At 72.1% G+C, this 24479-nt stretch carries 26 protein-coding genes and 1 pseudogene; 11 read left to right on the forward strand and 16 right to left on the reverse strand.

The window, feature by feature from the left end:
- Nucleotides 1-50 precede the first annotated feature (50 nt).
- From ACZ607_RS02115 to ACZ607_RS02130, 4 genes and pseudogenes are all read right to left on the reverse strand, one after another.
- Nucleotides 51-194 carry a hypothetical protein gene (locus ACZ607_RS02115; RefSeq protein ID WP_469730802.1) on the reverse strand — a complete coding sequence of 48 codons (144 nt, stop codon included), beginning with the start codon at nt 192-194 and terminating at the stop codon, nt 51-53.
- A 205-nt stretch (nt 195-399) separates the two neighbouring features.
- Nucleotides 400-852 (reverse strand): hypothetical protein, encoded by a 453-nt coding sequence (locus ACZ607_RS02120; RefSeq protein ID WP_469730804.1) that lies wholly within the window; start codon nt 850-852, stop codon nt 400-402.
- Nucleotides 853-939: 87 nt separating this feature from the next.
- Nucleotides 940-1782, reverse strand: a pseudogene (locus ACZ607_RS02125) (helix-turn-helix domain-containing protein).
- A complete protein-coding gene (locus ACZ607_RS02130) occupies nt 1779-2519 on the reverse strand; it encodes a DUF6879 family protein (RefSeq protein ID WP_469730806.1) in 741 nt (246 codons plus the stop codon). The pseudogene ACZ607_RS02125 and the gene ACZ607_RS02130 overlap by 4 nt, the downstream one beginning before the upstream one ends.
- Nucleotides 2520-3579: 1060 nt before the next feature.
- Here ACZ607_RS02130 and ACZ607_RS02135 point away from each other — a divergent pair.
- Nucleotides 3580-4143, forward strand: coding sequence for a dihydrofolate reductase family protein (locus ACZ607_RS02135; RefSeq protein ID WP_469730808.1), 564 nt, complete (start codon nt 3580-3582; stop codon nt 4141-4143).
- 56 nt (nt 4144-4199) lie between these two features.
- On the opposite strand, the gene ACZ607_RS02140 is transcribed toward ACZ607_RS02135, so the two are convergent.
- The gene (locus ACZ607_RS02140; protein ID WP_469730810.1) at nt 4200-4520 is read right to left on the reverse strand and encodes a hypothetical protein; all 321 of its coding nucleotides are present in this window, start codon (nt 4518-4520) and stop codon (nt 4200-4202) included.
- A 289-nt stretch (nt 4521-4809) separates the two neighbouring features.
- On the opposite strand from ACZ607_RS02140, the gene ACZ607_RS02145 reads away from it, so the two are divergent.
- Complete coding sequence (locus ACZ607_RS02145) at nt 4810-5394, forward strand: dihydrofolate reductase family protein (protein WP_469731830.1); 585 nt, start codon at nt 4810-4812, stop codon at nt 5392-5394.
- 22 nt (nt 5395-5416) lie between these two features.
- Here the strand turns inward: ACZ607_RS02145 and ACZ607_RS02150 are convergent, their stop codons facing one another.
- Both ACZ607_RS02150 and ACZ607_RS02155 read right to left on the reverse strand, forming a co-directional pair.
- On the reverse strand, nt 5417-5998 hold the full coding sequence (locus ACZ607_RS02150) for a hypothetical protein (RefSeq protein WP_469730812.1): 582 nt from the start codon (nt 5996-5998) through the stop codon (nt 5417-5419).
- A 47-nt stretch (nt 5999-6045) separates the two neighbouring features.
- Nucleotides 6046-6771, reverse strand: a complete 726-nt coding sequence (locus tag ACZ607_RS02155; protein WP_469730814.1) for a MerR family transcriptional regulator — start codon at nt 6769-6771, stop codon at nt 6046-6048.
- Between the two features lie 84 nt (nt 6772-6855).
- On the opposite strand from ACZ607_RS02155, the gene ACZ607_RS02160 reads away from it, so the two are divergent.
- Nucleotides 6856-7353, forward strand: a complete 498-nt coding sequence (locus tag ACZ607_RS02160; RefSeq protein ID WP_469730816.1) for a DUF6194 family protein — start codon at nt 6856-6858, stop codon at nt 7351-7353.
- Nucleotides 7354-7381: 28 nt separating this feature from the next.
- Here ACZ607_RS02160 and ACZ607_RS02165 read toward each other — a convergent pair whose 3' ends face one another.
- On the reverse strand, nt 7382-7945 hold the full coding sequence (locus ACZ607_RS02165; RefSeq protein WP_469730818.1) for a flavoprotein: 564 nt from the start codon (nt 7943-7945) through the stop codon (nt 7382-7384).
- 142 nt (nt 7946-8087) lie between these two features.
- Between ACZ607_RS02165 and ACZ607_RS02170 the strand changes: the two genes are divergently transcribed.
- The 5 genes from ACZ607_RS02170 to ACZ607_RS02190 all read left to right on the forward strand — a co-directional run bounded on the left by ACZ607_RS02170 (nt 8088) and on the right by ACZ607_RS02190 (nt 10870).
- Complete coding sequence (locus ACZ607_RS02170) at nt 8088-8303, forward strand: hypothetical protein (protein ID WP_469730820.1); 216 nt, start codon at nt 8088-8090, stop codon at nt 8301-8303.
- 4 nt (nt 8304-8307) lie between these two features.
- Entirely contained in the window at nt 8308-8667 is a 360-nt protein-coding gene (locus tag ACZ607_RS02175; RefSeq protein WP_469730822.1) for a DUF8108 domain-containing protein, read from the forward strand.
- A gap of 117 nt (nt 8668-8784) precedes the next feature.
- Nucleotides 8785-9219: a DUF7144 family membrane protein gene (locus tag ACZ607_RS02180; protein WP_469730824.1), complete on the forward strand. Its 435-nt coding sequence runs from the start codon at nt 8785-8787 to the stop codon at nt 9217-9219.
- 22 nt (nt 9220-9241) lie between these two features.
- Complete coding sequence (locus ACZ607_RS02185) at nt 9242-10606, forward strand: DUF1254 domain-containing protein (protein WP_469730826.1); 1365 nt, start codon at nt 9242-9244, stop codon at nt 10604-10606.
- A gap of 42 nt (nt 10607-10648) precedes the next feature.
- Nucleotides 10649-10870: a DUF2277 domain-containing protein gene (locus ACZ607_RS02190; RefSeq protein WP_403984814.1), complete on the forward strand. Its 222-nt coding sequence runs from the start codon at nt 10649-10651 to the stop codon at nt 10868-10870.
- 52 nt (nt 10871-10922) lie between these two features.
- On the opposite strand, the gene ACZ607_RS02195 is transcribed toward ACZ607_RS02190, so the two are convergent.
- The 4 genes from ACZ607_RS02195 to ACZ607_RS02210 all read right to left on the reverse strand — a co-directional run bounded on the left by ACZ607_RS02195 (nt 10923) and on the right by ACZ607_RS02210 (nt 14896).
- On the reverse strand, nt 10923-11582 hold the full coding sequence (locus ACZ607_RS02195) for a DedA family protein (protein WP_469730829.1): 660 nt from the start codon (nt 11580-11582) through the stop codon (nt 10923-10925).
- Between the two features lie 214 nt (nt 11583-11796).
- Nucleotides 11797-12255: a DoxX family protein gene (locus ACZ607_RS02200; RefSeq protein ID WP_469730831.1), complete on the reverse strand. Its 459-nt coding sequence runs from the start codon at nt 12253-12255 to the stop codon at nt 11797-11799.
- A gap of 116 nt (nt 12256-12371) precedes the next feature.
- Nucleotides 12372-14162 carry an alkaline phosphatase D family protein gene (locus tag ACZ607_RS02205; RefSeq protein WP_469730833.1) on the reverse strand — a complete coding sequence of 597 codons (1791 nt, stop codon included), beginning with the start codon at nt 14160-14162 and terminating at the stop codon, nt 12372-12374.
- 89 nt (nt 14163-14251) lie between these two features.
- Nucleotides 14252-14896 carry an HNH endonuclease family protein gene (locus tag ACZ607_RS02210; RefSeq protein WP_469730836.1) on the reverse strand — a complete coding sequence of 215 codons (645 nt, stop codon included), beginning with the start codon at nt 14894-14896 and terminating at the stop codon, nt 14252-14254.
- A 228-nt stretch (nt 14897-15124) separates the two neighbouring features.
- On the opposite strand from ACZ607_RS02210, the gene ACZ607_RS02215 reads away from it, so the two are divergent.
- The gene (locus tag ACZ607_RS02215; protein ID WP_469730838.1) at nt 15125-15859 is read left to right on the forward strand and encodes an ABC transporter permease; all 735 of its coding nucleotides are present in this window, start codon (nt 15125-15127) and stop codon (nt 15857-15859) included.
- A gap of 153 nt (nt 15860-16012) precedes the next feature.
- Here ACZ607_RS02215 and ACZ607_RS02220 read toward each other — a convergent pair whose 3' ends face one another.
- Both ACZ607_RS02220 and ACZ607_RS02225 read right to left on the reverse strand, forming a co-directional pair.
- Complete coding sequence (locus ACZ607_RS02220) at nt 16013-16675, reverse strand: HAD-IA family hydrolase (RefSeq protein WP_469730840.1); 663 nt, start codon at nt 16673-16675, stop codon at nt 16013-16015.
- 242 nt (nt 16676-16917) lie between these two features.
- Nucleotides 16918-17967, reverse strand: a complete 1050-nt coding sequence (locus tag ACZ607_RS02225; protein WP_469730842.1) for a peptidoglycan-binding protein — start codon at nt 17965-17967, stop codon at nt 16918-16920.
- A gap of 138 nt (nt 17968-18105) precedes the next feature.
- Here ACZ607_RS02225 and ACZ607_RS02230 point away from each other — a divergent pair, with 138 nt between their 5' ends.
- The gene (locus ACZ607_RS02230; protein ID WP_469730844.1) at nt 18106-20151 is read left to right on the forward strand and encodes an MDR family MFS transporter; all 2046 of its coding nucleotides are present in this window, start codon (nt 18106-18108) and stop codon (nt 20149-20151) included.
- Between the two features lie 96 nt (nt 20152-20247).
- Here ACZ607_RS02230 and ACZ607_RS02235 read toward each other — a convergent pair whose 3' ends face one another.
- A complete protein-coding gene (locus tag ACZ607_RS02235; protein WP_469730846.1) occupies nt 20248-20724 on the reverse strand; it encodes a GNAT family N-acetyltransferase in 477 nt (158 codons plus the stop codon).
- Nucleotides 20725-20922: 198 nt separating this feature from the next.
- Here ACZ607_RS02235 and ACZ607_RS02240 point away from each other — a divergent pair, with 198 nt between their 5' ends.
- Nucleotides 20923-22983 carry a bifunctional glycosyltransferase 87/phosphatase PAP2 family protein gene (locus ACZ607_RS02240; protein ID WP_469730848.1) on the forward strand — a complete coding sequence of 687 codons (2061 nt, stop codon included), beginning with the start codon at nt 20923-20925 and terminating at the stop codon, nt 22981-22983.
- Nucleotides 22984-22990: 7 nt separating this feature from the next.
- Here ACZ607_RS02240 and ACZ607_RS02245 read toward each other — a convergent pair whose 3' ends face one another.
- The gene (locus tag ACZ607_RS02245; RefSeq protein WP_469730850.1) at nt 22991-24349 is read right to left on the reverse strand and encodes an MFS transporter; all 1359 of its coding nucleotides are present in this window, start codon (nt 24347-24349) and stop codon (nt 22991-22993) included.
- Between the last annotated feature and the right edge of the window lie 130 nt (nt 24350-24479).

A 24479-nucleotide genomic window follows, 5' to 3' on the forward strand; every position in this document is an offset into this window, starting at 1 on the left:
TCCGCTCCGACCGCAGTCCTGCCAAGGAGCGCGCGGTCGGGGCGGGAGTCTCAGCGCTTCTGGTCGAGGCCGAGGCGGCTGGACCGGGTTTTCTGTAGCCAGATGAGGTTGTCCAGCTCGGCGTCCTGCGCGGTTCGGTGCCGGAGCTGTGGCTTGCGTTCCGGGGTGGGTGCGGGCTGCTGAGGTGTGGTCACGGTTGTTATCCCTTCGGGCATGAGGTGGGACAAGAGCGGGGGAACCAGCGGACGACGCAGCCGCCGAGGTCGAGCTTCTGCGTTCCGAGGTCGACGGCGTGTCCGTTGCGCAGCGGCCTCCCGCACCACACGCAGTCGACGCCGCGCTGCTGCTGGGAGGTCAGCGACTCCGGGGCGGGCAGTGCTCGGCCTGCCTCCACGGCCGTCAACAGAACGCCCCGGCAGAGAGGCGGAGATTTCCGCCAGGGCCGAACGCGGCACGAAGCGCGGTTGGTTCGGTGAGGCGTCCGGACCCATCCGGCTTCTCCAGCCATCCGAGGCCGTCGTGGTACCGGTCGGCCGGCGGGCAGAGAAGAGCCCACCCGGCCGGGTGCACGGTCAGCTGCGGCAGGTCGTCCAGGAGCTGCCCTACGCCGGTCGGAATCAGCCACCATGCGCGGTCGGCTCCCGGGTGGACGAGGACGGGGCCGAGCCGGGCGGGGCCGACGCGTTGCATGGCGGTCACGCTCGGCATGAGGGCGGCCTCGACGGCCAGCCAGCACCGGCCGGTGGGGACGAGCGCGAGTTCGTCGTGATCCCACGCGCGGTGCACCTGTACAGGGTCCGGGGCGCAGGATGCCAGCCAGTCCGCGCCCGGACTGCGTGTCCGTGTGGCCATGACCAGCACGTTAAGGAAGCGGGGCGCAGTGGTGCGCGTCGATTGCGGCGGATTGCGAACGGGGCCCGCCGGGTTGGTCGCGGTTGCTTACGAGAGGTCCAGAGACGCCCGCGCGCGGCCGATCAGACGGCGTGCCTGCGGTCCATGGACGGAGGCTTCCGCCATCCAGTCCCACGCCCTCTCGTACAGGGCGATGTTCTCCTCGTCGTCGAGCCACATCTCCGCGTTGATCGTCTCGACGATCACGAGGCGCCGGTCGTAGATCCAGAACCCGTGCCCCGGTGCGCGCCGCAGCTGAGCCCCGAAAGGGATGATGCCGAGCTCGATGGTGTCCAAGCCGATGAGCCCGGCGAGGCGGTCGAGTTGCGCGGCCATGACCTCGCGCGGGCAGGTCAGCATGTGGAGAGCTGCCTCCCACACAAGGAACCTGAACTTCTTCCCGGGTTCGTACAGGGACTCCTGCCGGCGGATCCGCGTACGGACCGCGTCCTCGATATCCCGAGGCACCTGCCGGAATTCGGCGTTCGCTTCGAAGGCGTGCCGCGCGTAGTCCGCAGTCTGGAACAGTCCCGGAATGCGGGAGACCTCGACGCCGCGAATCGTCTGCGTCGTCGAGGTCTCCGCGATGGCGAGCTCTTGGCGGGCCCGGTGCCCGCCTGCCAGCTGACGGCGCCACGACCGGTACTGCGTCTCCAGGCCGACGAGCCTGCCCTTCAGCTCCCCGGTCAGGTCCGCTCGGCCGACCGCCTAGGCCCACGCAGTGAGGTCATGGGCCGACGGGGTCTGCTTTCCGGTCTCCAGCCGCGAGACCTTCGACCGCTGCCAGCCGAGCGCGGCAGCCACGCCCTTCCCGTCGAGGCCGGCCTCGGTGCGCAGCTCACGGAGCCGGGCGCCGAGGGCGACTCGGGCGGACTGGAAGTCTGTGCTCACACAGTCGAAGTTACCGTCCTGGCGAACTCGGCGGTGCGGATCGCGTGGTGCCAGGCAGCGTCCCGGGCCTGGCAGGCAGCACCGACATCGGCGGGGTCCTCGCTCAGGATGACCCCGAGGGTGGCGTCCTCCTCGTCGAAGACGAAGCGCGCGACGAGTCGGGAGTCGAACAGCCAGAAGTCGTAGTCCGGGAGACCCAGCTGTACGGCCTGCGCCCGGGGCAGGTTGCGGATGTCCTCGCCGGCGGCCACGTTGCTGGGCCCGCTGGCCAGAAGGAACCGTTGGCCGTCGGTGAGCGGCGAGTCGACCAGGCGCACCCGCTCGAACCGCTTTCCCTGCCCGACCTGCCGGCGGACGTTCTCCCGCCACGCGTCGTCCGGCTCCGCAGCGATGTCCGCACCACCCTGCCAACGCCGCCACTTCTCACTGCGCCGGTCGGTGGCGTATCCGCAGCGGGTCTCCAGCCGGAACGCGGTGTGCCAGAAGTCCTCGAAGAGGTGAGTGATGGTGGAGAAGGGGACCATGTCCCTCGCTTCGGTGCGCGGTGCGAAGCGGATGAGGAGGTCGCGCGGTACACGGACGAACGCCTCTTCCGGCTTGACGTCCCGCAGTTGGGTGAGGTGCTCGGGGTCGGTGACGCGGTCGCCCTGGACGAGGATGTCGGTGGTGCCGTCGATCTCGTACAGGGTCGGGCAGTCGCCGCTGTCACTGGTCGTGCCGATGAACCTGAGCCCCATGGTGCCCCCTCCGTCGCTGCTGGTCGGGTGACCAGGATGCGTCGGACAGCGGAACGCTGCTCAGGGATTGCTGCGGATTGCTGGATGCGGCCGGAACTGGTGGGTTGCTCGCAATCCAGGAGCGCAAGATCTGCCTGCACGCGTACCACCAGGCGAGTTCGACGGCGTTGCCGTGGCGTGTGTTACTGCGTGGCAAGGCTGTTGACCTGCTACGAGCGTCTTGTGATCGGCACCGGGCTTACAACCGTCCGCGCCCACCGGTAGGAAACACGACGAAGGTCCAGGTCACCGGTAAGAGCCGGGAACCGGGGCCTTGTTCGTCTTTCAGTTGGGGGCCAGGTGCGCGGCCGGCTCTGGCAGGTCGTTTGCTGGCCATCGACGAAGCCCGACCGTCGGTTAGGTCCGGAACTTTCCCGGCCGCCCCCGGACAGGTCGGGGATGCAACCATTCTTTTCAGAGCTGGAGCCCCCGGAAGCCGACCGCGCGCTTGAGACCCTAGAGGTCGGCACTGACAACGGCATGGAACACGCGTAGGTGAGCGCCGTGGCCCCTTGGCTGAACATGCGAGGCAGTCGGCGCTCCGAAGCGTCCCTGGGCTGCCGAGCTGGTGTCTCGAGGGCGTAGCACGCTCCCCGTTCACCAGGCCCGGCACGAGGCTTGCGACCTCTCGGGCTGCTGCTCAGTAGAGGATGACCTGCCGGCGCTCGACCCGGTGCAGCCACCGGCCGCCTGTACCGCGTACCTGGACGCGATCGCCCTCGACCTGTCACACGGTGCCGTCGCGTTCGCGCAGTGCTCGCAGAGGTGGCCGACCACCTCGCGTTCCCCGTCAGTCATGGGGCCACCTGTACGAACCGCCTCGACGCAGCACCGAGGGGCACCGTCGGCAGCGTGTGGGCCTGCTGGGCGGGCGACTCGATCGGACGCGGCGGGTCAGCTGCTGGAGATCTGCCGTCAGCGATTGTGGGGTGTCCTGGCTTCGGTGTCCCGCGAGCCGTGCTGAGTCACCGGTGGCGCGCGGTCGTACTGTCGAGTCCCGTTACCGAGGAGGACGTGTCCGATGCGCAGCGTGACATATTCGATGGGGGTCTCACTCGACGGCTACATCGTCGGGCCGGACGGGGACTTCAACTGGTCGGCGCCCGACGAGGAGGTCTTCCGTTTCGTCACCGATGAGATCCGGGAGGTCGGCGTCCACTTCATGGGGCGACGGCTGTACGAGACGATGCTGTACTGGGAGACCGCCGACCAGGACCCCTCGCTCGACGATTCGATGCTGGAGTGGGCCGCGCTCTGGAAGGCGATTCCCAAAGTGGTGTTCTCCAGCACGCTGTCGGCCGTGCAGGGCAACGCCCGGCTGGCTACCGGCACCCCGGCGGAGGAGGTCGAGCGGTGGCGGGCCGAGCCGGGGGAGGGCGTCATCGCGATCGGCGGCGCGACTCTCGCCGCCGAGGTGGGTGCGTCCGGTCTGATCGACGAGTACCGGGCCAGGGTCCACCCGGTTCTGGTGGGCGGCGGCATCCCGTTCTTTCCCCGGCGCGAGCGCAGGGTCGATCTCGAACTCGTCGAGACGCGTACCTTCAGCTCACAAGTCGTCCACCTGCGCTACCGGGTGGCGCGTTAGCCGCGGTGTACCGTCCCGTGGCTCCCCGGTCGCGATCTGCCGATCTCTCTTCCTTTTCAGGATTCCGACGGATCGGCGTGGTGAGGACGACGCCGGAGCGGGAGCTGGCTGAGGGCGATGAGGAGGAGACCGGACAGCAGGAGGGCGTTTCCGCCGAAGAAGCGGACCTCCCAGAAGGCGCCCGGCGCGGTCCCGAAGTGGAAGAGGCCGTGCAGAAGGAGGGACATGCCCGTGAGCAGGGCGCCGAGGCCGTGGAACCGGGGCCTCGTGACGTGGCGGCGCGCCGTGGGCGGGAGCCAGCCCGTCCGAAGCGTGACGATTCCCCAGGCGACGGCCAGCAGGCCGATGAGCATGCCTGTTCCCACTACCCATGTCATGGAGCTGCTCCGCTGCGATCAGGTGAGGTCCGGGACGAGTGCTACGCCCGGTTCGAAGATGTCCACATGCTCCACCGGCCGGGTGGGGCCTCACCATGCCGGTACCGGGCAGTTTTCCGCGTGTCTTCCCTGCCGTGAATGCCCGCTCCTCCCGGAGACGGCCCCGCGCGGGTCCTGGCGTCCGCGCCGTCCGCGCTCACCCATCTGTTTCCGTCGAGCAGCGATGAGTTCTGCCGTGACGGCCGGTCCAGAACCATGCACCCGAGTGACCGCACCCGAGGAGGGCACCATGGCCGCCACCTACACCTTCGACGTCTTCTCCACCCTCGACGGCTACGGCCGTCCCAGCACTCCCGACTGGGGTGGCTACTGGGGCAAGCAAGGCCCGGAACTGCTCGACCACCGCCTCTCCCTGTACGGGGCCGAGCAGCGGATGGTCTTCGGGGGCACGACCTTTCGGATGTTCGCGCAGGTACTGACCCCGGCCTTCGAGGGGGCGGGGCGGGACCCGGATCCGTGGGTCACCCGGATGAGGAACCTGCCCGCGACGGTGGTGTCGAGCACTCTGGAGGGGCCTCTCCGGTGGCCGGACGCGACCGTCGTGAGCGGTGACGCCGTTGATGTGGTCTCCCGGCTCAAGGAGGAGTCCGACGTGCCGTTGCGCTCGCACGGCAGCATGGCGCTGAACCGGACTCTGATGGCCGCCGGCCTGGTCGACCACGTCCAGGTGACGCTCTTCCCCGTGATCACGGGCAGGACCGGTGACCATCCGGTCTTCGAGGGCGCGGCCGACTTCGACCTCGAACTGCTCGACAGCCGGACGCTCGACGGCAACATCCAGGAACTCGTCTACCGGCCCACCCCGCACGCCTGAAGCCACCCGTACCGCCCCCGTGTCAGGGGTTGTTGTACGTGATGATGGCGCGCGCCGGGGCCCGGAAGCGGTCCGTGGTGAAGGGGGAGCGTTCGATCATGATGGTGGCGGCCGTGCTGCCGTAGGTCAGGACGGGGCCCCGGATGCCGGTGCCGCACAGGCCCCTCGGGAGTTCGGTCTCGCCCTCGCCGAGCGCGTACTTGTCGTCGACGTACTGCTCCTCGAACGGGGATGCCTCCGCCGGGAGGAAGCCCGCCGTGTGGAGGAAGTCGGGTACCCGGCTGCTCACGAAGGAGAGTTCGGTGTGGCCCTCCCGCGTGTAGTAGTGGACGTCGGACGCGTCCCCGGGGAGCGGTGCGCCCCCTGCGCCGAACTGACCTGACAGCGGCGCGTCGCTGCCCTCGCAGGCCCGTGGGTCGCCGAACGGGTGGAACAGGTCGTCCTGGAACAGCCAGACCAGCCCTCCCACCGGAACCGCCAGGACGAGGACGGTGATCGCCAGGCGCCGGAGCCGGCGCCGGGGACGCGGACCTGGCCCGTCGTCCGGGACCCCGTCGTCCGGGACACCGCTGTCCGGTGCGTCGTCTCTCCAGGAATCACTCATGTACGCCCCCTCGGCCATGCATGCCCCCGCATGCGAACAGCCGGAGCCTACGCCAGTGATCCACCCGCGGTCAGGGCCGCGCCGAGTGGGGCCGCGGCTTCGAGCAGGGCCCGGGAGCGTGCCGTGATGTCCGCGTCCCGGGCGGCCAGTGCCGCTTCCGTCTCCTCCCGTCCGTGCCCGCGTCGCAGGCTCGGCATCAAGGCCCGGAGCGGTGCGATCCGGTAGCCGGCGCGGCGTAGTTGGTGCACGATCCGGGCGTCCCGCGCCTGGGCCGGTGAGTACCGCCGCGTTCCTCGCGGAGGGAGCCGGTCCGGAACCGCGAGGCCCTCGGCGTCCCAGTGCCGCAGCGTCGACGGGCGCACTCCGAGCGCGGCGGCGAGTTCGGAGACGGTCATCGCGTCCGAGGGGCGTACGTCGTCGACCGGTTCCGCGGCGATCGACGCGGCGGCCTCCCTGGCGAGGCCCAGCTCCGTACGCTCCCGGTCGAGGCGGGCGTGTGCCGCGTCGAGCAGGGCGAGGACCTCCGCGACCGGGTGTCCGTGCGCGGACCGCATGATCCGCTTGGCCTCGACCGGGCCCGTGCCGGCCGCGAGGGCCCGGTAGGCCAGCGCGGACCGCAGATGGGCCTCGCCGTAGACCCGGTAGCCCGCGGCCGTACGCGCCGCCGGGGGCAGGACGCCGTCCCGTTCGAGGTTGCGGATCTGCTGGACCGAGTACCCGGCACGGCGCGCCACATCGGCCGTGCGCAGGACGGGCGAGTTGAGGGTTGGCACCCGTCACTCCTCAGGAAGTCGGCTCGAAGGCGGATCGAGGCGGCTCGAAGTCTCCACAAGCACCTTAATGAAACGCTCGATCTCATGACCATCGACGAGATCATCGACTTCGTGGCAGGCCTCGACGGATCCCTGGCCGTCAGGCCGGAGGCCGGGGACGGCTCACCGGAGATCAGCTGGGGGGACACGTTCTTCTACTACGCTCCCGACGGCGTCGTGCCGCAGATGATCCAGCCCTTCGCGACGATCGTGACGAAGAACTACCCGGGCGACGAGACGTCGCGACTGGACCGGCCGGGCGCCTTCCGCGTCAACGTAGCCGTGGGGAAGGAGACGTTCGGCGAACGGACCGGACACGCACCGGGCGAACCCGCCGGCGACGTCGGCCCCGGCGTCACCGACGTCACCCATGTCGACCCCGGCGTCACCGACGTCGTGATCGCTCACCCCGTCTACGGCTCCGCCGCCTGGCTCGCGGTCGTGAATCCGGGCCCGCGGACCGACGCGGCGGTGCGACAGCTGCTCCGCCACGCCTGTGACCTCGCGCGTGCGCGGTACGAGCGGCGGCGCCGGGCACGGTAAGCACCCGCGCGGTGAGGACGGTGCCGCCTCAGCGCGGTCCCACCGCCGGGCGGGCCAGGATCTGCGCCCACGGCAGCTCCCGGACCGCGGGGCCCTCCCGTGGCTCGTACAGGGGCCAGACGTCCGCTCCGTACACGAGTTCCACGCCTGCCCGGCGCAGCGCCTCGATGTGGCCGTCCCACGCCGGATGCCGTGCGTGGGCCGCGTTGATCCGGGGGAACACCACGACCGGGACGCCGGCCGTGCCGAGGGCTTCGCCGACCTGCGTCAGGGCCTGGTTGTCGGCGATGCCCGTGGCGAGCTTGGCGACGAAGTTCGCGCTCGCCGGTGCGACGACGTAGCAGTCGGCGACGGGATGGGGGCGGGGCTCGGCGGGCAGGCGCGGGGTGTCGCGTACCGGGAGGCCGGTCGAGGACTCGAGCCGGTCCCACTCGCCACAGGCCCTCAGCCAGCGGCCGGCGTTCGGCGTGAGCGTCACGGCGACCTGCCAGCCCAGCGCGACGGCCGGCTCGACCAGGCCGGTACGCAGCGTCTCGACCCCGTCGGTCGCCGTACCCACGACCCCCAGTACCCCGCGACTGCCTGTGCTCACTGTCCGATCCTCCACCGTGGCCGGTCCGCCCACGCCCCGCCCTTTGATCAGCGGTACGAGGAGCGCGGCTGAAGGTCCAGCATGCACGCCGCCCCGCGGGCCCCGGGATGCGAGGGGGCGGGGGGCGGGGGACCGTGGAGGCATGTCCGGACATCCGCCTGTGATCGTGTATCCGCCCTCGCCGACCGGGGCGCGGCGGGTGACCGTGCGTGGGCAGATCGTCGGGCTGGCGCACGGGCGCGGGGAGGTCGCCTCGTTCCTGCGGCGGGCCGGGCTCGCCGAGGGGGCGGAGGAGATCGATCTGGACCAGCCGGAGTTGATCGAGTGGCGGGGCGGAGACCTCGACACCTGGAGGTGAGCCCGTGAAGCGTCGTCGTGGAGGACACGGACGCGGACACCGGCAGGAGGCGTCACTCGAACCTCCCCCCGGCTACTACGGGGCGAGCACGGGGACCCCCGACGCCACGCAGCGGGGGCTGATCCTGGACTGGGTGGTGAGCCGGCGGGTCGCCGCCGGGTGGCGGGTGGAGTCCCGGTCCGGGAGCCAGGCCGTGATGGTGCGCGGGGAGCCGGTCAACCATGTGCTGCACGCCTTTCTGACCGTCTTCACGTGCTTCGTCTGGGGCGGTGTGTGGGCGGTCCTGGCGCTGACCAACGATGTCGAACGGATCGTGCTCACCGTCGACGCACAGGGGCAGGTCGTGACCGTGGGGGCGCCCTGAACACGGCCGGGGCCGTCACCCGAACGGGGGCGTCCGGGTCGTGGCCGGTCAGGTCGTCCCACAGGGTCGGAGCTGCCCCCCAGCAGTGCGGGTGGCCCGTCGAGCGGAGGGAATCCCATGACCCAGTCAGCATCGTCCGTGCCCGGCTCCTCCCGGCCCTCGGCCTCCGAGCCCAGCCCCTGGGGAGCCGCCGGGGCGATGTTCGCGGGGGTCGTGCTCCTCGTCGACGGCATCCTCTCCATCGTCAAGGGGATCGCGGGCATCGCGTCCGACGACGTGTACACCCGCATCAGCAACTACACGTTCAAGTTCGACATCACCGCCTGGGGCTGGATCCACCTGGTCCTCGGGGTGATCCTGGTGGTCGTCGGCTGGGGCATCCTCAAGGGCTCCGCGTGGGCCTGGGGGGTGGGCATCGTGCTCGCGGCGCTGAACCTCGTCGCCAACTTCATGTGGCTGCCGTACCAGCCGGTGTGGGCGGTCATCTCCATCGCGCTCGACACCTTCGTCATCTGGGCCCTGTGCGCCCACCGGGCGAAGCCGGTCATCTGACGTGGCCCCCGGGCGAGGCGGCATGGAGCCGGACGCGATCACGGCGCTGGCCGCCGACGCGTACGTCTACGGGTCCCCGCTCGTCCGCCGGCTGTCGGGCGTCCAGGCCTGCCTGCGGGAGGGCTGCGAGGCGACACCCGCCACCCCGTTCAACGCCTTCGCCCACGCGGACGGGCCGGCCACACCCGCCACGTACACCCCGTACGCCCCGGCCGACCTCGTCGACGCGCTCGCGCAGCTCGACCTCTCCGGAGGGCCCGTCAGGCTGCACGTCCCGGACACCGGCGGGGCGTACTACGTCCTCCAGTTCGTCGACACCTGGGGCAATGCCTTCGCCTACCTCGGCACCCGGGCCACCGGTACGGGCGAGGGCGACTGGCTGGTCGTGCCGCCCGGCTGGTCCGGCACCGTCCCCGACGTGGTGTCCGGGGTCATCGACGCACCCACCTCCGTCGTCTCCGTCCTCGGCCGTCTCGTCTGCGACGGGCCCGACGACATGCCCCGGGTCAGAACGCTCCAGCAGGAGCTGACGCTCACGCACCTGGGCGACCGCGCCCACCGCACCGGACTCCCGGCAACCGAGCCCGGGGTGCCGGGGGAGCTGCGGTTCTTCGAGGAGCTCCGGGTGTGGATGGCCGACTTCCCGCCCGCCGCCGCCGACCGCGCGTACCAGGACCGCTTCCAGCCCCTGGGGATCCTGGAGGAGGGGCTCTCGCCGTACGTGTCCGCCTCGCCCCGTCTCGTACGGGCACTGGGGCGGGGACTCGCGCTGGGCCGGCTGCGGGTGGAGGAGGCGGCCCGTCTGCCCCAGGTGCTGGCCGAGGGCCCGCCGGGCGCCTGGCAGGCCACTCCCCATCTGCGCGACCACAACCTGGACCACTTCGGGGTCGGCACGCTCGGCACGCCGGAGTGGACGCTCCCGGACCGGGAGGCGTCGTACCTGGTCAGGGCGGTCGCGGCGCGGCGGGGGTACCGGCTTCCGCACGGCTACGAGGCGGTGGTCGCGCACACCTCGCGCGACTCCCGGGGCCGCACGCTCGACGGGGCCCACCGCTATGCGCTGCGCTTCGCGCAGCCGCCGCCGGTCCGGGCCTTCTGGTCGCTGACCGTGTACGACAGCCCCGGCGGCCACCTGGTTCCGAACGGCGCGGACCGGTACGCGATCGGGAGCCGTACGCCCGGGCTCGTCCACGGCGACGACGGGTCGCTGACGCTGCACCTGTCCGCGGAGCGGCCGGCGGACGGCGAGGGCGCGGCTAACTGGCTGCCGCTGCCGCCGGGCGCCTTCCGGCCGGTGCTGCGGCTCCACCTTCCCGACCAGGAGGTTCTCGACGGGAGCTACGTCGTCCCGGCGCTCGATCGGCTCGGGGACCCACCGGGCGTGTAGTTCCCGGGGCGCGTTGTCAGTGGTGCGTCGCACACTGGAGACATGTGCCGTTCCATCAAGACGCTTCGTCCGCCGTCCATCCCCGAGGAAGCCACCGAGGAGGAGATGCGGGCCGCCGCCCTGCAGTACGTACGCAAGGTGTCCGGCTTCCGTGCGCCCGCCGCGCACAACCAGGAGGTCTTCGACCGGGCCGTCGCCGAGATCACCGAGGCCACCCAGCGGCTGCTGGACGGCCTGGAGATACGGGGCGCCGCCCGGGTCTGAGCGGGACGCGGGCGCAGGTCCCGGCCGGTGCGGGCCGCCCGTGCCGGGCCCGTCAGGTCCCGGCCGGGGCTCCCGCTGCCGGGGCCGCCGAGGCGTGGGCGGGGCGGCGTACGACGACGGCCGCGAGGGCGCCGGCGAGGAACAGGGCGAGGACCGAGACGGCCGTGCCCAGCCATCCCGCGCCCAGCCACTGGCCGCCGAAGTAGCCGAGGCCCACGCTGTAGACCGCCCAGGCCACTCCGGCCAACGCCGACCAGGGCAGGAACTCCTTCACCTTGCGGTGAGCCGCGCCCGCGCCCAGGGAGACGACGGAGCGGCCGGCCGGGGCGAAGCGGGCGACGACGACCAGCGCGCCACCGCCACGGCTCAGCGCGGCGCCGAGGCGCTCCTGTGCGGAGGTGAGGCGGCGGGACCTGGCGATGGCCCGGTCCAGACGCTCGCCGCCGCGCCAGGCCAGGCGGTACGCCACGAGGTCGCCGAGCACCGAGGCGGTGGCCGCGCACAGGGTCAGCACCAGGAGCGAGGGCACGTGCCGGGTGGCCTCACCCGCCGCAGCGGTCACCGTGGTCGTGCTCGCGGCGGCCGCCGTGGCCGCGGTGATCACCAGCACGCCGCTGGGCAGGACGGGCAGGAAGACGTCCAGGAGCACCGAGAGGGCGACCACCGCGTAGATCCATGGGCTGCCGGTCAGCGCACCCACACTCTCGAGCACTTTCTACTCCCCGTTCCCGGTTCCCGTGTTCCGCGTCAACGCCGCGACGTCGCAGGGGAGCGGCAGGAGCGGCAGGGCCAGCTGTACAGCGTACGCCTGCCGTTCACCCGGTTCACCTGGTATTCACCGGGCGGGCGGCCGATGTCGTGCAGGTCACGTGACGACCCCGGCCCCCCTCGGGAGGAGGGGGGCCGGGGTGCGGGGGAGCGGGGGTTCAGACCGAGACGGCCCGGGCCTCCTCGGGAGCGGGGGCGTTCTCCCGGGCGGAGTCGCCGCGCGAGGAGAACAGCCGGTCCAGGGCCACGGCGCCGGGGCCCGTGAAGACCAGCAGGAGGAAGGTCCAGCAGAAGACCGCCGAGGCCTCGCCGCCGTTCTGCAGGGGGAACAGCGACTCGGGCTGGTGCACCTTGAAGTACGCGTAGGCCATGGAGCCGGAGGAGACGAGCGCGGCGACACGGGTGCCGAGGCCGAGCGCGACCAGGATGCCGCCGACGAACTGGATCACCGCCGCGTACCAGCCGGGCCAGGTGCCGGCGGGGATGGAGCCACCGCCCATGGAGCCGCCGAGGACACCGAAGAGCGAGGCGGCGCCGTGGCAGGCGAAGAGAAAGCCGATGACGATGCGGAAGAGACCCAGCGCGTAGGGCTGGGCCCGGTTCAGGCGTATGGACATGGGAGGTGGGGCTCCTTCGGTCTGGGGACGTGAAACCGAGCGGGGCCCATCAGGTTAGGGTGGCCTCACTTGTGCTTGCAAGTTCAACATTCTGTCGACTGGCTGAAAATTGGTGATCAGTTCGAGGTCAGCGTGCGCTCCAGAACGGTCTCGAGCTGTGCTCCTGCGGGCCTGGCCCTGGCCTGAACCAATGTCAGCGCAGCTTTCCGGCCATGCAGGGTGAGCGTCATCAGCTGATTGCCGAACCATGGTCCGCCCGTCTTGCGCCAGCGCATCGGAGGGCGCCCGGTCCGTCCGTGGAACCTCAGCGCGCGCCCGAGCCACCGGCCCGCCCCGCTCCAGCCGAAGCGGAATCCGGCGCGTACGTACGCGGGGATGGAGTTGTGGACGGGAGAGCAGGTCAGTTGCAGGACGCGTGCGGCAGCCGTGTCCTCCGGGTCGGAATCGGACCACTGGGGCTCCGTGACGTACGCATGGTGCACATCGCCCGAGAGCACACAAACCGTCGCGGGCGCGTCGGAACCCTGCCCCGCCTCCCTCAGCAGCTCCGACAGGCGGCGGAACGACTCCGGGAACGCGGCCCAATGCTCCAGGTCACCGGCCCGGCGCACCTTCTCCCCGATCCGCGCCCAGCGCTCGCCACGGTCCCCGCGGCACAGCGCGGCGTTCCAGGTCTCCGCGTCGTGTATGAGCGGCGGCAGCAGCCACGGCAGCGAGGTGCCGATCAGCAGATGGTCGTACGCGCCGCGGTCCGTGAGCATCTCGTCGCGCAGCCACCGCTCCTCCTCGGCCCGCAGCATCGACCGCTGCTGCTCCTCCAGCGAGCGGGCCGCCCGGGTGTCGACCATCAGCAGCCGTACTCGGCCGAAAACACGCCGGTAGCTCCACCGGACCCGTGTGGGGTCGGCGTCCGCGGCCGCCGCGTGGGCGCGCAGGGTCTCGGTGCCGTCGGGTGCGGCGCGTACGGCGGCGTAGACCGGGTCGGCCTCCAGGGCCTCGGGGGAGAGGTTGCCGAGGTGCTGGTAGACCCAGTACGTCATGAGTCCGCTGACGATCCGCTCGTGCCACCACGGGGTGCGGCGCATGTCCTGGACCCAGGCGGCGCTGGTGTTCCAGTCGTCCACGACGTCGTGGTCGTCGAAGATCATGCAGCTGGGCACGGTGGAGAGCAGCCAGCGCACCTCGGGGTCCTGCCAGGACTCGTCGTAGAGGTGGGTGTACTCCTCGTAGTCCGCGACCTCCGCGCCGGGCGCCTCGTCCAGGTCGCGGCGGGCGGCGAGCCGTCGGCGGGTGGCCGGCGACGTCTCGTCCGCGTACACCTGGTCGCCGAGGAGCAGGAGGACGTCCGGACGTACGGCCGAGGGATCGGAGGCCAGCCGCGACGCCAACGCATCGAGCGCGTCGGGGCCAATGGGGTCTCCCCTGCTCGAGCGCAGCCGAGAGCTTGGGGAAGGGTCTCCCCTGCTCGAGCGGAGTCGAGAGCTTGGGGAAGGGTCTCCCGTGCTGGGGTGTGAGCTGGAGTCGTACCCGTGCCGGTGGCCGTGGGCCGGTGGAGCCGCCCAGCGGCAGGAGCCGAACGCGACCCGGACCGGACCCGCCTCCTCCGGCTGTGGCACCGCGGGCGTGCTGATGGTGCTCGGCGGGAAGCGGGAGTCCTCCGGCGGCCATACGCGGCGGCCGTCGAGCAGCACCTCGTACGGCGTGGACGAGCCGGGTGTCAGGCCCGTCACCACCACCAGGGCGTAGTGGTGGCCCTGGACGGCGAACGTGGGGGAGGTCCCCGACGCCCCGTCCGCGCAGCGGACCTCCGCCGTGCAGGGCCTGGTCGCCTCCACCCAGACCGTCGCCCGGGAGCCGGACTCCCAGTCGACGTACCTCAGCAGTGGTCCCAGGCGTAGCCCGGCCATGTGTGCCCTCCTCGCGTCGCCGTCACCGATGGCTCCGTAGGGTACGGAACGACGGAGGAGGGCGGGATGGTTCCGCCGGGGCGGGAGGGTCAGCAGCCGTTGAGGACGGACTGCAGGGCGCTCTTCTCGGTGGAGTCGACGGTGAGGTCGTAGTAGTGCTTCACGTGCACCCAGGCGCGGGCGTAGGTGCAGCGGTAGGCGGCGCGCGAGGGGAGCCACTCGCCGGGGTCCTGGTCGCTCTTGGACTGGTTGACGTTGTCGGTGACCGCGATCAGCTGCGGGCGGGTCAGGTCGTTGGCGAAGGACTGGCGCTGGGCGGTGGTCCAGCCGCTGGCCCCCGAGCGCCAGGCCTCGGCGAGGGGCACCATGTGGTCGATGTCCAGATCGGCGGCGGCGGTCCAGGTGGCGCCGTCGTACTCCGAGTACCAACTGCCGCTGGTCGCGGCGCAGGAGGAGTCCTGGACGACACCCGTGCCGTCACGCTTCAGCACCACCTCGCGGGTGTTGCAGGCGCCCGACTGCGTGATCCAGTGCGGGAACTTGTCGCGGCTGTAGCCGGACGAGGAGCCCTCGGCGGACACGGTGAGCTGGCTCAGATACGTACGGGCGGTCGAGGCGGCGACCGGGGTGGGCATCGCGGCCTGGGCGGTCGGGGCGGTGAGAAGCCCCGTCGTCGCGGCGAGCGCCGCAGAGGCGGCGAGGACGGCTATGCGACGCGCGTAGATACCGGACATTCGAACTCCCTTGATGTGGGGGGCTGTTGAGCGGGCGACCTGCGAGCCCGGCCATCGTGGCGGCACCGGGTTTCGGTGGGGTGGTCGTCAGGTAACAGAGTGACGACATGCGCACGTCACATCAAGAGGTAGGACGGTCGGTCTGACGTCCCGTCCGAAGGGTGTTCGACGTGGAGGGGTGACGGACCCGCAGTTCCAGGGGCGGGTGTCCCCCTTTAGGGTGACCAGGTGCTGCTTCCGGTCAATCCCGCGCTCGGGGCCGTGCTCGCCGTGCTCCTGGTGGCCGCCGTGGCCGTCGCGGCCTGGGCGTCACTGGGCCGGTCCCGCGAGATCGCCGTCGCCGGGGTGCGGGCCGCGGCCCAACTGGCCGTCGTCTCCCTGCTCATCGGCTGGGTGGTGCGCTCGCCGTGGCCCCTGCTCGGCTTCCTGCTGCTGATGTTCGCGGTCGCCGTGCGCACCGCGGGCCGGCGGATCACCCCCAACGGCACCTGGTGGTGGGCCGCTCCGCCGATCGCGGCGGGCGTCGTACCGGTGGTGGCGGCGCTCCTGCTCACCGGGCTCCTGCCGTTGCGCGGCATCGCGCTGATCCCGGTCACGGGCATCCTCATCGGGGGCGCGCTCACCGCGACCGTGCTCGGCGGGCGGCGCGCGCTGGACGAACTCGGGGCGCGGCGGGGGGAGGTGGAGGCCGGGATGGCGCTGGGCCTGCCGGACCGGGACGCCCGGCTGGAGATCGCCCGCCCCGCGGCGTCGGACGCGCTGCTGCCGGGCCTCGACCAGACCCGGACCGTGGGGCTGGTCACCCTGCCCGGGGCCTTCGTGGGCATGCTGCTGGGCGGCGCCTCACCGGTGGAGGCGGGCGCCGTGCAACTGTTCGTCCTGGTGGCCCTGATGGCGGTGCAGGCGGTCGCCGTCGCGCTGGTGCTGGAACTGGTCGCGCGGGGTGTGCTGCACCGCGAGTGAGGCGGAACGCTCCCGGGGCCCGGGCGCCGGCGCGTGCGCGGTCAAGGCCGGGGTGGCGGTGCGTGCGTGGTGAAGGCCGGGACGGCGGTGCGCGCCCGGTCAAGGCCCGGGCGCCGTTCGGTACGTCGGGGACGGCCCCCGGGGGTGCGCCTCCTACCTGGCGTCGATGTGCAGACGGATCGAACCGTCCGCGACCGCCTCCACCCGGAGCTGCGTCAGGTCCTCGACATGGGCGTCCGGGGAGAGCGCCGCCGCGCGCGGGCCGACGCCCACCACGCGCATCCCGGCCGCGCGGCCCGCCGTGATGCCCGCCTCGGAGTCCTCGAACACGACGCAGTCCGCCGGGTCGAAGCCCAGCTCGGCCGCGCCCTTGAGGAAGCCCTCGGGGTCCGGCTTGCTCGCGCCGACCATCTCGGCGGTGACACGGGTCTCCGGCACCGGCAGGGCCGCCGCCGTCATCCTGGCCTGCGCGAGCGCCTCGTCGGCCGAGGTCACGAGCGCGTGGGGGAGGCCGGCGATCGACGCCATGAAGGCGGTGGCGCCGCCGATGGGCACCACGCCGTCCGTGTCGGCGGTCTCCTCGGCGAGCATGATCCGGTTCTCCGCGTAGTTCTGCTCCATGGGGCGGTCCGGGAGCAGGGCGGCCATCGTCGCGTAACCCTGACGTCCGTGCACGACCTTGAGGGTCGCCTCGGGGTCGAGCCCCTGGGCGACCGCCCAGCGGCGCCAGCAGCGCTCCACCACCGCGTCGGAATTCACGAGGGTGCCGTCCATGTCCAGCAGGAGGGCGCGGGCTTCGAGGACGGTGGCCGACATCGGCATGCTCCAGAGCGCGGGGGAACAGCTCGTAGCTGTGGGTGAAGAAACAAGCAGCCCCGCCCGCCGGTCAGGGAGAACGGGCGGAGGCTACTTTGTTCCATCACGATACAAAAACCGCCGCCGAAACGCCAATCCCCCGGACCCGGCGCACCGTGACCTCGGACCCGCGCACCGTGACCCCGGACCCGCGCGGAACCCGGCCCCCGAACGGAACCGGCCCCCGCACAGACCTCCGCCGCTCAGGACCGGCGCCCCCGGCCGCTCGTCTGCGCCTCCAGGGCGCGCCGCGTCTCCGGCCCGTAGACGCCCGGCGGATCACCCTGGACCGAGACCCACCTCTGGTACTCCGCGACCGCCTGCTCCACCCGCTCCGAGTAGTCGCCGTCGTCCGGCCCCCGGTAGACCCAGATCTCCTGGAGCCGCCGCTGGAGCTCGGAGACCTCCGCGCCCCGGTCCCCGCGCCGCAGCGTGGTCCCGGACACCTCCTCGGCCGGCGGAGCCGCCACGGTCGTGGCAGGGGCCCTCGTCACGGACGCCGAAGGCGACGGCGACGCCGAAACGGTCGCCGGACGCGACGCCGAAGGGCTCTTCGAGGGGGAAGGGGACGCCGAGGGCGAAGCCGACGCCGACCGGGACGGCGTGGCCGAGGGTGACGCGGACGGGGACTCCGACACGGACGCCGCCGGCTCGCCGCCCCCGTCCGGCACGCTCGACGTCACCTCGGGCAGCGCCGTCTCCCGGCGGTCCTCGTCGTCGAACAGTCCGCTCGCGAACGCGGCCGTGCCCACCACCGCGGCCACCGCCGCCCCCACGGCGACGACCGCGAAAGGCCGTCGGCGGCGTGGCTGCACGGGATCGGGGCCACCGCCCGCGTAGGCCGCCGCGGTACGCCGACGGGCCCCGTCGGCCGCGACACCCTCGGGCGGCGCACCCGGCCCGGACCCCCGCCCGGCCCCGGCCGCCCCGCCGCGCACCCCGTCCAGGAACAGCGGCATCGTCGTCGCCGCCTCCCCCGGACCCGGCGCGTCACGCTCCCCGGCGGCGCCGCCCGGCGCCGCGTACGACCCCCCGGTGCCGTGGCCGCCCCCCGGCGCCACGTACGGGTCCGAGACGTCGTCGTCGCTGCTCAGCGTCACGTACGGGCGGATCCGCAGCGGGTCGAAGTCCTCCGCCGCCGCGATCTCCGCCGACCGGGCGTCCCGGTCGGCCGTACGGGCTCCGCAGGCGCACCCCGCCCCGGGTCTCGCACCCTGCTCGCCGCCGCACTCCGGGCACACAGGTCCGGTCATCGTGGGTCCCCTCCCCATTGAACTGCCTGCGATTATGCAGGCCGCCTCGGACGAGCCCAACGCCCGTACCACTGCTCGGCAGGCCATAACGGCACACAGCGGCCAGGATAGGGGTGAAGCGGACCCGAGGAGATGCTCATGGCCCAGCAGTTGAGCCCGCCACCCCTTGCAGCAGGTGAGGGGCGGTCCCGGCGGAATGTCCTCGTGTCCATCGGCGCGTTGCTCCTCGGCATGCTCCTCGCCGCACTCGATCAGACCATCGTGTCCACCGCCCTGCCCACGATCGTCAGCGAACTGGGCGGCCTGGACCACCTGTCATGGGTGGTGACCGCCTACCTGCTGGCGGCCACCGCTGCCACCCCTCTCTGGGGCAAGCTCGGCGACCAGTACGGACGCAAGCGGCTCTTCCAGACGGCCATCGTCATCTTCCTCATCGGCTCCGCGCTCTGCGGCATGGCCCAGAACATGCCGCAGCTGATCGGCTTCCGCGCCCTCCAGGGCCTCGGCGGCGGCGGACTGATGGTGCTGTCGATGGCGATCGTCGGCGACATCGTCACCCCACGCGAACGAGGCAAGTACCAGGGCCTGTTCGGCGCGGTGTTCGGAGTGACCAGCGTGCTCGGACCGCTCCTCGGCGGCTTCTTCACCGAGCACCTCAGCTGGCGCTGGGTCTTCTACATCAACCTGCCCGTCGGCATCGTCGCGCTGCTCGTCATCGCCACGGCCCTGCACATCCCGGTCCGCCGCACCAAGCACACCATCGACTACCTCGGCACCTTCCTGATCGCCTCCGTCGCGACCTGCCTGATCCTCGTCGCCTCGCTCGGCGGGACCACCTGGGCCTGGGGCTCGGCACAGATCATCGTCCTCGCCGTCCTCGCCGTGGTGCTGCTCGTCGCCTTCGTCGCGGCCGAGCGCCGCGCGGCCGAGCCGGTGCTGCCGCTGAAGCTGTTCAGGCAGCGGACCTTCAGCCTCGTCGCCGTCATCAGCTTCGTCATCGGCTTCGCGATGTTCGGCGCGATGACCTACCTGCCGACCTTCCTCCAGGTCGTGCACGGCATCACCCCGACCCTGTCCGGTGTGCACATGCTGCCCATGGTCCTCGGCCTGCTGCTCACCTCCACCGGCTCCGGCCAGATCGTCAGCCGTACGGGCCGCTGGAAGATCTTCCCGATCGCCGGCACCGCCCTCACCGTCGTCGGCCTGCTGCTGCTCCACACGCTCTCCGAGACCAGCTCCACCTGGACGATGAGCCTCTGCTTCTTCGTCTTCGGAGCCGGACTCGGCCTGGTGATGCAGGTGCTCGTGCTGATCGTGCAGAACTCCGTCGGCTACGAGGACCTCGGCGTCGCCACCTCCGGAGCCACCTTCTTCCGCTCCATCGGCGCGTCCTTCGGCGTGGCCGTGTTCGGCACCATCTTCACCAACCGGCTGACCGGCAAACTGGAGGACGCGCTCAGCGGCCGTTCCCTGCCGCCCGGCGTCGACGCCGGCGCACTGGCCGCCGACCCCCGGGCCATCGGCCGCCTCCCCGCCGACCTGCGCCCCTCCGTGCTCACCGCCTACTCCACCTCGATCACCGACGTCTTCCTCTACGCCGCACCCGTCGTCCTCGTCGCCTTCGTCTTCGCCTGGTTCCTCAGGGAGGAGCCCCTGCGCGGCTCGGTGACCGCACCCGACACCACCGAGACCCTGGCGTCGAACCCCGTCCACCGCTCCTCGTACGACGAATGCGCCCGCGCCCTGTCCGTGCTCGCCACCCGGGAGGGGCGCCGGGAGATCTACGAGAAGATCACCGAGAAGGCCGGCTACGACCTGCAGCCCGCCGCCAGCTGGCTCCTGCTGCGCATCAAACGGCACGGCACCGTCGAACCCGGCCGGCTGGCCGAGGTCGCCCCCGTGCCGCTGCGGGTGATCACCTCGGCCGCCCGCCAGGTGGAGGGGTACGGCTTCGCCCGCCGCGAGGGCATGCAGCTGGTACTCACCGAGAAGGGCGCGGAGGCCGTGGTCCGGCTCTCCCGGGCCCGCGAGGAATCCCTGGCCGAGCTGCTCGGCGACTGGTGGGGGCCGGACCGGCCCACCGACCTGATCCGCCTGGTCACGGAGCTGTCGGCCGAGGTGAGCGGGTCGAGCAGGGAGCGGCCGCACATGCCGGAACCGCGCCGCGACCACTCCGTGGGCTGACGGCACGGGGTGATGGAGCGACGGGGCGACGGGCCGACGGGGCGGGGCGACGGGGCGGGGCGACGAGGACGGATGCGTCGGCGCGCCGCCCCGGGCTCAGAGCTCCTTGGCGAACCAGTGCTCCGCGTAAGGGCCCTGGTTGAACGCCGGGATCTCCGCGTACCCGTGCTTCGCGTACAGCCCGCGCGCCTCCACCAGGTCGTTGCGGGTGTCCAGCCGGATCCGCCGCACCCCGTACGCCCGCGCCGCGCTCTCGATGCCCGCGAGCAGCAGGCCGCCACCGCCCGTCGCGCGGAAGGCGGGCCGTACGAACACCCGGGTCAGCTCCGCCGTCCCCGCGTCGACCAGCCGCAGGCCCGCGCAGCTCGCCGGCTTGCCGTCGTACCGCCCCACCAGGAACTCCCCGGTGGGCGGGGCGAGCAGGCCGGCGCCGTCGTCCCTGAGCCCGTCGTCGATCTCCGCGGTGGTCGCCGGGCGGCCCCAGTAACGGCTCGCCACCTCGTCGTAGTAGTCCCTCCGCAGCAGGGCCGCGTCGGGGCTGCCGACGTGTTCGGGGGTCACGGTCCAGGTCATGGCGTCATTCCGTCCGTCGCGTGAAGGCGTGGCCAACGATGAGCCCGGCGGGTATCCGGGCATTCTTTCGGCAAATCGGTGGTGACAGTCAGGCTAAGTGGGGGTTGATTGGGTCTATCGCACGGGGCAATGCGAGGCTTCATCCGCACATACCCGGATCGAGGGGACAGTGCGTGGAAACGGGAGGGGCGGCGCGGCGTGGCGGATGTGGAGCGCAGTGTGCGGGGGGACGCGGCGGCGGATCCGGGGGCGAGGGCCGCGGTGGTCAGAGCCGTCCTCTGGATGGTCGTCGGGGTCCTGGCGGTACGGCAGGTGGCGGTGGTGCTGCGCCGGCCGCCCGGTGAACGCCTCACCGATCTGGAGACCTGGACCGGGGCGACCGGGGTCCTGCACATCGCGGGCTCCCTGTACGAGCCGGGGCGGTTCACCGGGACGCCGTTCGCCGGGCTGGTGCTCAGGCCGCTGACCATCTCGGCGCAGCAGGCCCTCGGCGTCGTCTGGACGTTCGGTTCGCTGCTGCTCGTCGTGCTGCTCGGCTTCGTCGTCGTCCGTGCCCTGCCCGCGCCGGTGAGCCGGCGCACGGCGTTCCTGGCGGCGCCCGTCGCGGTCACCCTGCTGATGGTGTCGCTGCCCGTCCGCACCACCCTGCACCTGGGCCAGACCAGCATCCTGCCGGTCCTGCTGGTGCTCCTCGCCTGCTTCGCCGTGCGCGGTGAGCGCCTTCCCGGAGTGCTGACCGGTGTCGCGGCGGCCCTCCAGCCCGCCGTCCTGCTCTTCGCGGTCCTGTTCTGGCTGACCGGCAGACGCCGGGCCGCCGTGAGCGGTGGCGCCGCCTTCGCCGTCTGCACCGCGCTGGCCTGGGTGGTGATGCCGCGTGACTCCTGGGCGTACTGGGTGCACCACCTCGCGGGCGCCGGGCTCGGCGCGCGGCCGGACAGCCTGGCCAACCAGTCGCTGCACGGCGCGCTGCTGCGGTTCGGGCTCCAGGGGCCGGTGGAGATCGCCCTGTTCCTGGTGCTGGCCGCCGTCGTGGCCGTCCTCGGTCTGCGCCGTGCGGCCCGTTACGCGCGGGACGGACAGCTCCTCCTGGCCGTCGCCGTCACGGGCTGTGTCGCCGTCGCCGTGTCGCCCACCGCCTGGCAGCACCAGCTGCTCTGGGTGCTGCTCGCCGTCGTCGGCCGGGCCGGCACCCGGGCCTCGGACCGGCTGGTCTGGCCCGCGGTCGTGGTGCTCGTCCTCACCCTGCCGGGGAAGATGCTGCTGCCGAACGTCGGGGTGGTCCTCCCCGTACGCGACAACGTGCTGCTGATCGCCGCGCTCGGCGCCGCCTGCGCCGTGCCGTTCCTGTCCCGCACCTCGCCCCACTGGCAGCGGCCGGTGCCCACGGACTACGCGAAGCCGGTCCCGGCGCGGTTCGCCTGGGTGCCGCTGCTGCCGGTCTGGCGCCGGGTCCTCAGCCGCCCCAACCTCCTGCTGGAACTCCTGCTCATCCGGGTCGTCTACTCCGCGTACGCGAAGGTCCGCCTGGCGGCGACCGCCGGGCGCTCCACCGCCGAGGAGCACGGCGGGCAGATCCATGCCGCCGAGCAGTGGCTGCACATCGACATCGAGCACTGGGCGAACCACACGGTGGTCGCCATCCCCTGGCTGCGCGACTTCTTCGACTACTACTACTCGACGTTCCACTTCATCGTGCCGCTCGCGATCCTCGCCGTGCTGTACGTGCGCAGGCCCTCCGACTACCGCTGGGCCCGCTCCACCATCGGCTTCGCCACGGTCCTCGCGCTGCTCGGCTTCTGGCTCTACCCGCTGGCGCCGCCGCGTCTGATGCCGGGGCTCGGCTTCATCGACACCGTGCACGGGGTGCAGGACCTGGACAGCCCCGACTTCGGGGCGCTGACGGCGGTGACCAACCAGTACGCGGCGATGCCGTCGCTGCACTTCGGCTGGTCGCTGTGGTGCGGTGTGGTGATCCTGCTGCTCGCGCCGAAGGCGTGGATGAAGGTGCTGGGCCTGCTGCACCCGCTGTTCACGGTGTCCGCCATCGTCGCCACCGGCAACCACTGGGTGCTGGACGCGGTCGGCGGTGCGGCGGTGGTGGGCGCGGGCTTCGGGCTGACGTACGTCCTCGCCGGGCCGCGCAGGCTCCGGGCCGCCGGTGAAGGGGCCGAGGGCGTCACGGGCCCGGCCGGCCGGCCGGAGACCGGGGAAGAGGTGCCCGCCGGGGGGCCCGTGCCCGAGCCGGCGGGCAAGGCGTAGGCCGCCCTCAGGCCTCGACCGGCACCTCGGCCTCCGCGGCCACCCCGGGGCGCCGCTCCCCGAGCTGTTCCGTCTCCACATGCGCGGTCTCGCGGGCGGAGAGCGCCGCGACGACCGGTGGCAGACAGAGCGCGGCGGCGAAGACGGCGACCCCGGCCCAGTTGTCGCCGCCCGGCCCGGCGATCTGCGAGGCGAAGGCCACGGCGAAGCCGGCGATGGCGAACCCCGTCTGGGTGCCGATCGCCATGCCCGAGAGCCTGACCCGGGTGGGGAACATCTCGGCGTAGAAGGCGGGCCAGATGCCGTTGGCCGCGCTGTAGACGACGCCGAAGACGAGCACGCCCAGGATCAGCACCAGCGGATAGCCGCCCGTGGAGATCGCCCAGAGGTACAGGGGCATCACCACCGCGCTGCCCACGGCGCCGACGAGGAAGACGGGCCGGCGGCCGACGCGGTCCGAGAGCCGTGCCCAGAGCGGGATGGTGAAGAGGGCGACCACATTGGCCAGCGCGCCCACCCACAGCATGCCGGTACGGCTCAGGCCGACGGCGTCGCTCGTGGCGTACGACAGCGCCCAGACGGTGAAGATCGTGCTGACCGTGGCGATCACGGAGGCCGCGACGACCCGCAGCACGTCGGCCCAGTGGTCGCGCAGCAGCACGGTCAGCGGCATCTTCGGCACCCCCTCGGTCGCCGCCTGCTTGGTGAAGACAGGGGTCTCGTCCAGGGTGCGGCGGATGACGTAACCGGTGATCGCGACGGCGACGCTCAGCCAGAACGGGATGCGCCAGCCCCAGGAGAGGAGCTGCTCCTCGGGCAGGGCGGCGACCGGGATGAACGCCAGGGTCGCGATCAGCTGGCCGGCCTGCGTCCCGTTGATGGTGAAGCTGGTGAAGTAGCCGCGTCGGTGCCGGGGCGCGTGTTCCAGGCTCATCGAGTTGGCGCTGGCCTGCTCGCCCGCCGCGGAGATGCCCTGGAGGATCCGCAGGAGGACGAGCAGGACGGGTGCCGCCCCGCCGATCTGCTCCCGGGTGGGCAGACAGCCGATGAGGAACGTCGAGAGCCCCATCAGCACCAGGGTGAAGACCATGATCTTCTTGCGGCCGAGCCGGTCCCCGACGTGACCGAGGAAGAGCGCGCCGACCGGACGGGCGGCGTACGCGACACCGAAGGTGGCCAGGGACAGCAAGGTGGCGTTCGCCGGATCCGACTCGTCGAAGAAGACCTCGGGGAAGATCAGCGCCGCCGCGCTCCCGTAGATGAAGAAGTCGTAGTACTCCAGCGCGCTGCCGATCCATGCGGCGAGCGCCGCCTTACGGGGCTGGGCCTGGGGTGGGGGAGCGGGGGCAGGGGCGTGAGCGGTCACGTCGGGCTCCTTCGGGGGGAGGTTCCGTGCGGGGAGGTTCCATCGGGGAGGAACGAGCGGGCCCCGGCTAATTAACGCACTAGGTAGTTAGTTGCGGATGGCTAGGGATGCTGCGAGCAGTTGACGCCCC

Source organism: Streptomyces sp. NPDC104381 (assembly GCF_055583745.1).

Excerpts from the sequence above, each read along its gene's own strand:
- ACZ607_RS02120 (WP_469730804.1), bottom strand. The coding sequence starts at position 852 with ATGGCCACACGGACACGCAGTCCGGGCGCGGACTGGCTGGCATCCTGC.
- ACZ607_RS02130 (WP_469730806.1), bottom strand. The coding sequence starts at position 2,519 with ATGGGGCTCAGGTTCATCGGCACGACCAGTGACAGCGGCGACTGCCCG.
- ACZ607_RS02135 (WP_469730808.1), top strand. The coding sequence starts at position 3,580 with ATGCGCAGCGTGACATATTCGATGGGGGTCTCACTCGACGGCTACATC.
- ACZ607_RS02140 (WP_469730810.1), bottom strand. The coding sequence starts at position 4,520 with ATGACATGGGTAGTGGGAACAGGCATGCTCATCGGCCTGCTGGCCGTC.
- ACZ607_RS02145 (WP_469731830.1), top strand. The coding sequence starts at position 4,810 with ATGGCCGCCACCTACACCTTCGACGTCTTCTCCACCCTCGACGGCTAC.
- ACZ607_RS02150 (WP_469730812.1), bottom strand. The coding sequence starts at position 5,998 with ATGAGTGATTCCTGGAGAGACGACGCACCGGACAGCGGTGTCCCGGAC.
- ACZ607_RS02160 (WP_469730816.1), top strand. The coding sequence starts at position 6,856 with ATGACCATCGACGAGATCATCGACTTCGTGGCAGGCCTCGACGGATCC.
- ACZ607_RS02170 (WP_469730820.1), top strand. The coding sequence starts at position 8,088 with ATGTCCGGACATCCGCCTGTGATCGTGTATCCGCCCTCGCCGACCGGG.
- ACZ607_RS02180 (WP_469730824.1), top strand. The coding sequence starts at position 8,785 with ATGACCCAGTCAGCATCGTCCGTGCCCGGCTCCTCCCGGCCCTCGGCC.
- ACZ607_RS02185 (WP_469730826.1), top strand. The coding sequence starts at position 9,242 with ATGGAGCCGGACGCGATCACGGCGCTGGCCGCCGACGCGTACGTCTAC.
- ACZ607_RS02190 (WP_403984814.1), top strand. The coding sequence starts at position 10,649 with ATGTGCCGTTCCATCAAGACGCTTCGTCCGCCGTCCATCCCCGAGGAA.
- ACZ607_RS02200 (WP_469730831.1), bottom strand. The coding sequence starts at position 12,255 with ATGTCCATACGCCTGAACCGGGCCCAGCCCTACGCGCTGGGTCTCTTC.
- ACZ607_RS02205 (WP_469730833.1), bottom strand. The coding sequence starts at position 14,162 with ATGGCCGGGCTACGCCTGGGACCACTGCTGAGGTACGTCGACTGGGAG.
- ACZ607_RS02210 (WP_469730836.1), bottom strand. The coding sequence starts at position 14,896 with ATGTCCGGTATCTACGCGCGTCGCATAGCCGTCCTCGCCGCCTCTGCG.
- ACZ607_RS02220 (WP_469730840.1), bottom strand. The coding sequence starts at position 16,675 with ATGTCGGCCACCGTCCTCGAAGCCCGCGCCCTCCTGCTGGACATGGAC.
- ACZ607_RS02225 (WP_469730842.1), bottom strand. The coding sequence starts at position 17,967 with ATGACCGGACCTGTGTGCCCGGAGTGCGGCGGCGAGCAGGGTGCGAGA.
- ACZ607_RS02230 (WP_469730844.1), top strand. The coding sequence starts at position 18,106 with ATGGCCCAGCAGTTGAGCCCGCCACCCCTTGCAGCAGGTGAGGGGCGG.
- ACZ607_RS02235 (WP_469730846.1), bottom strand. The coding sequence starts at position 20,724 with ATGACCTGGACCGTGACCCCCGAACACGTCGGCAGCCCCGACGCGGCC.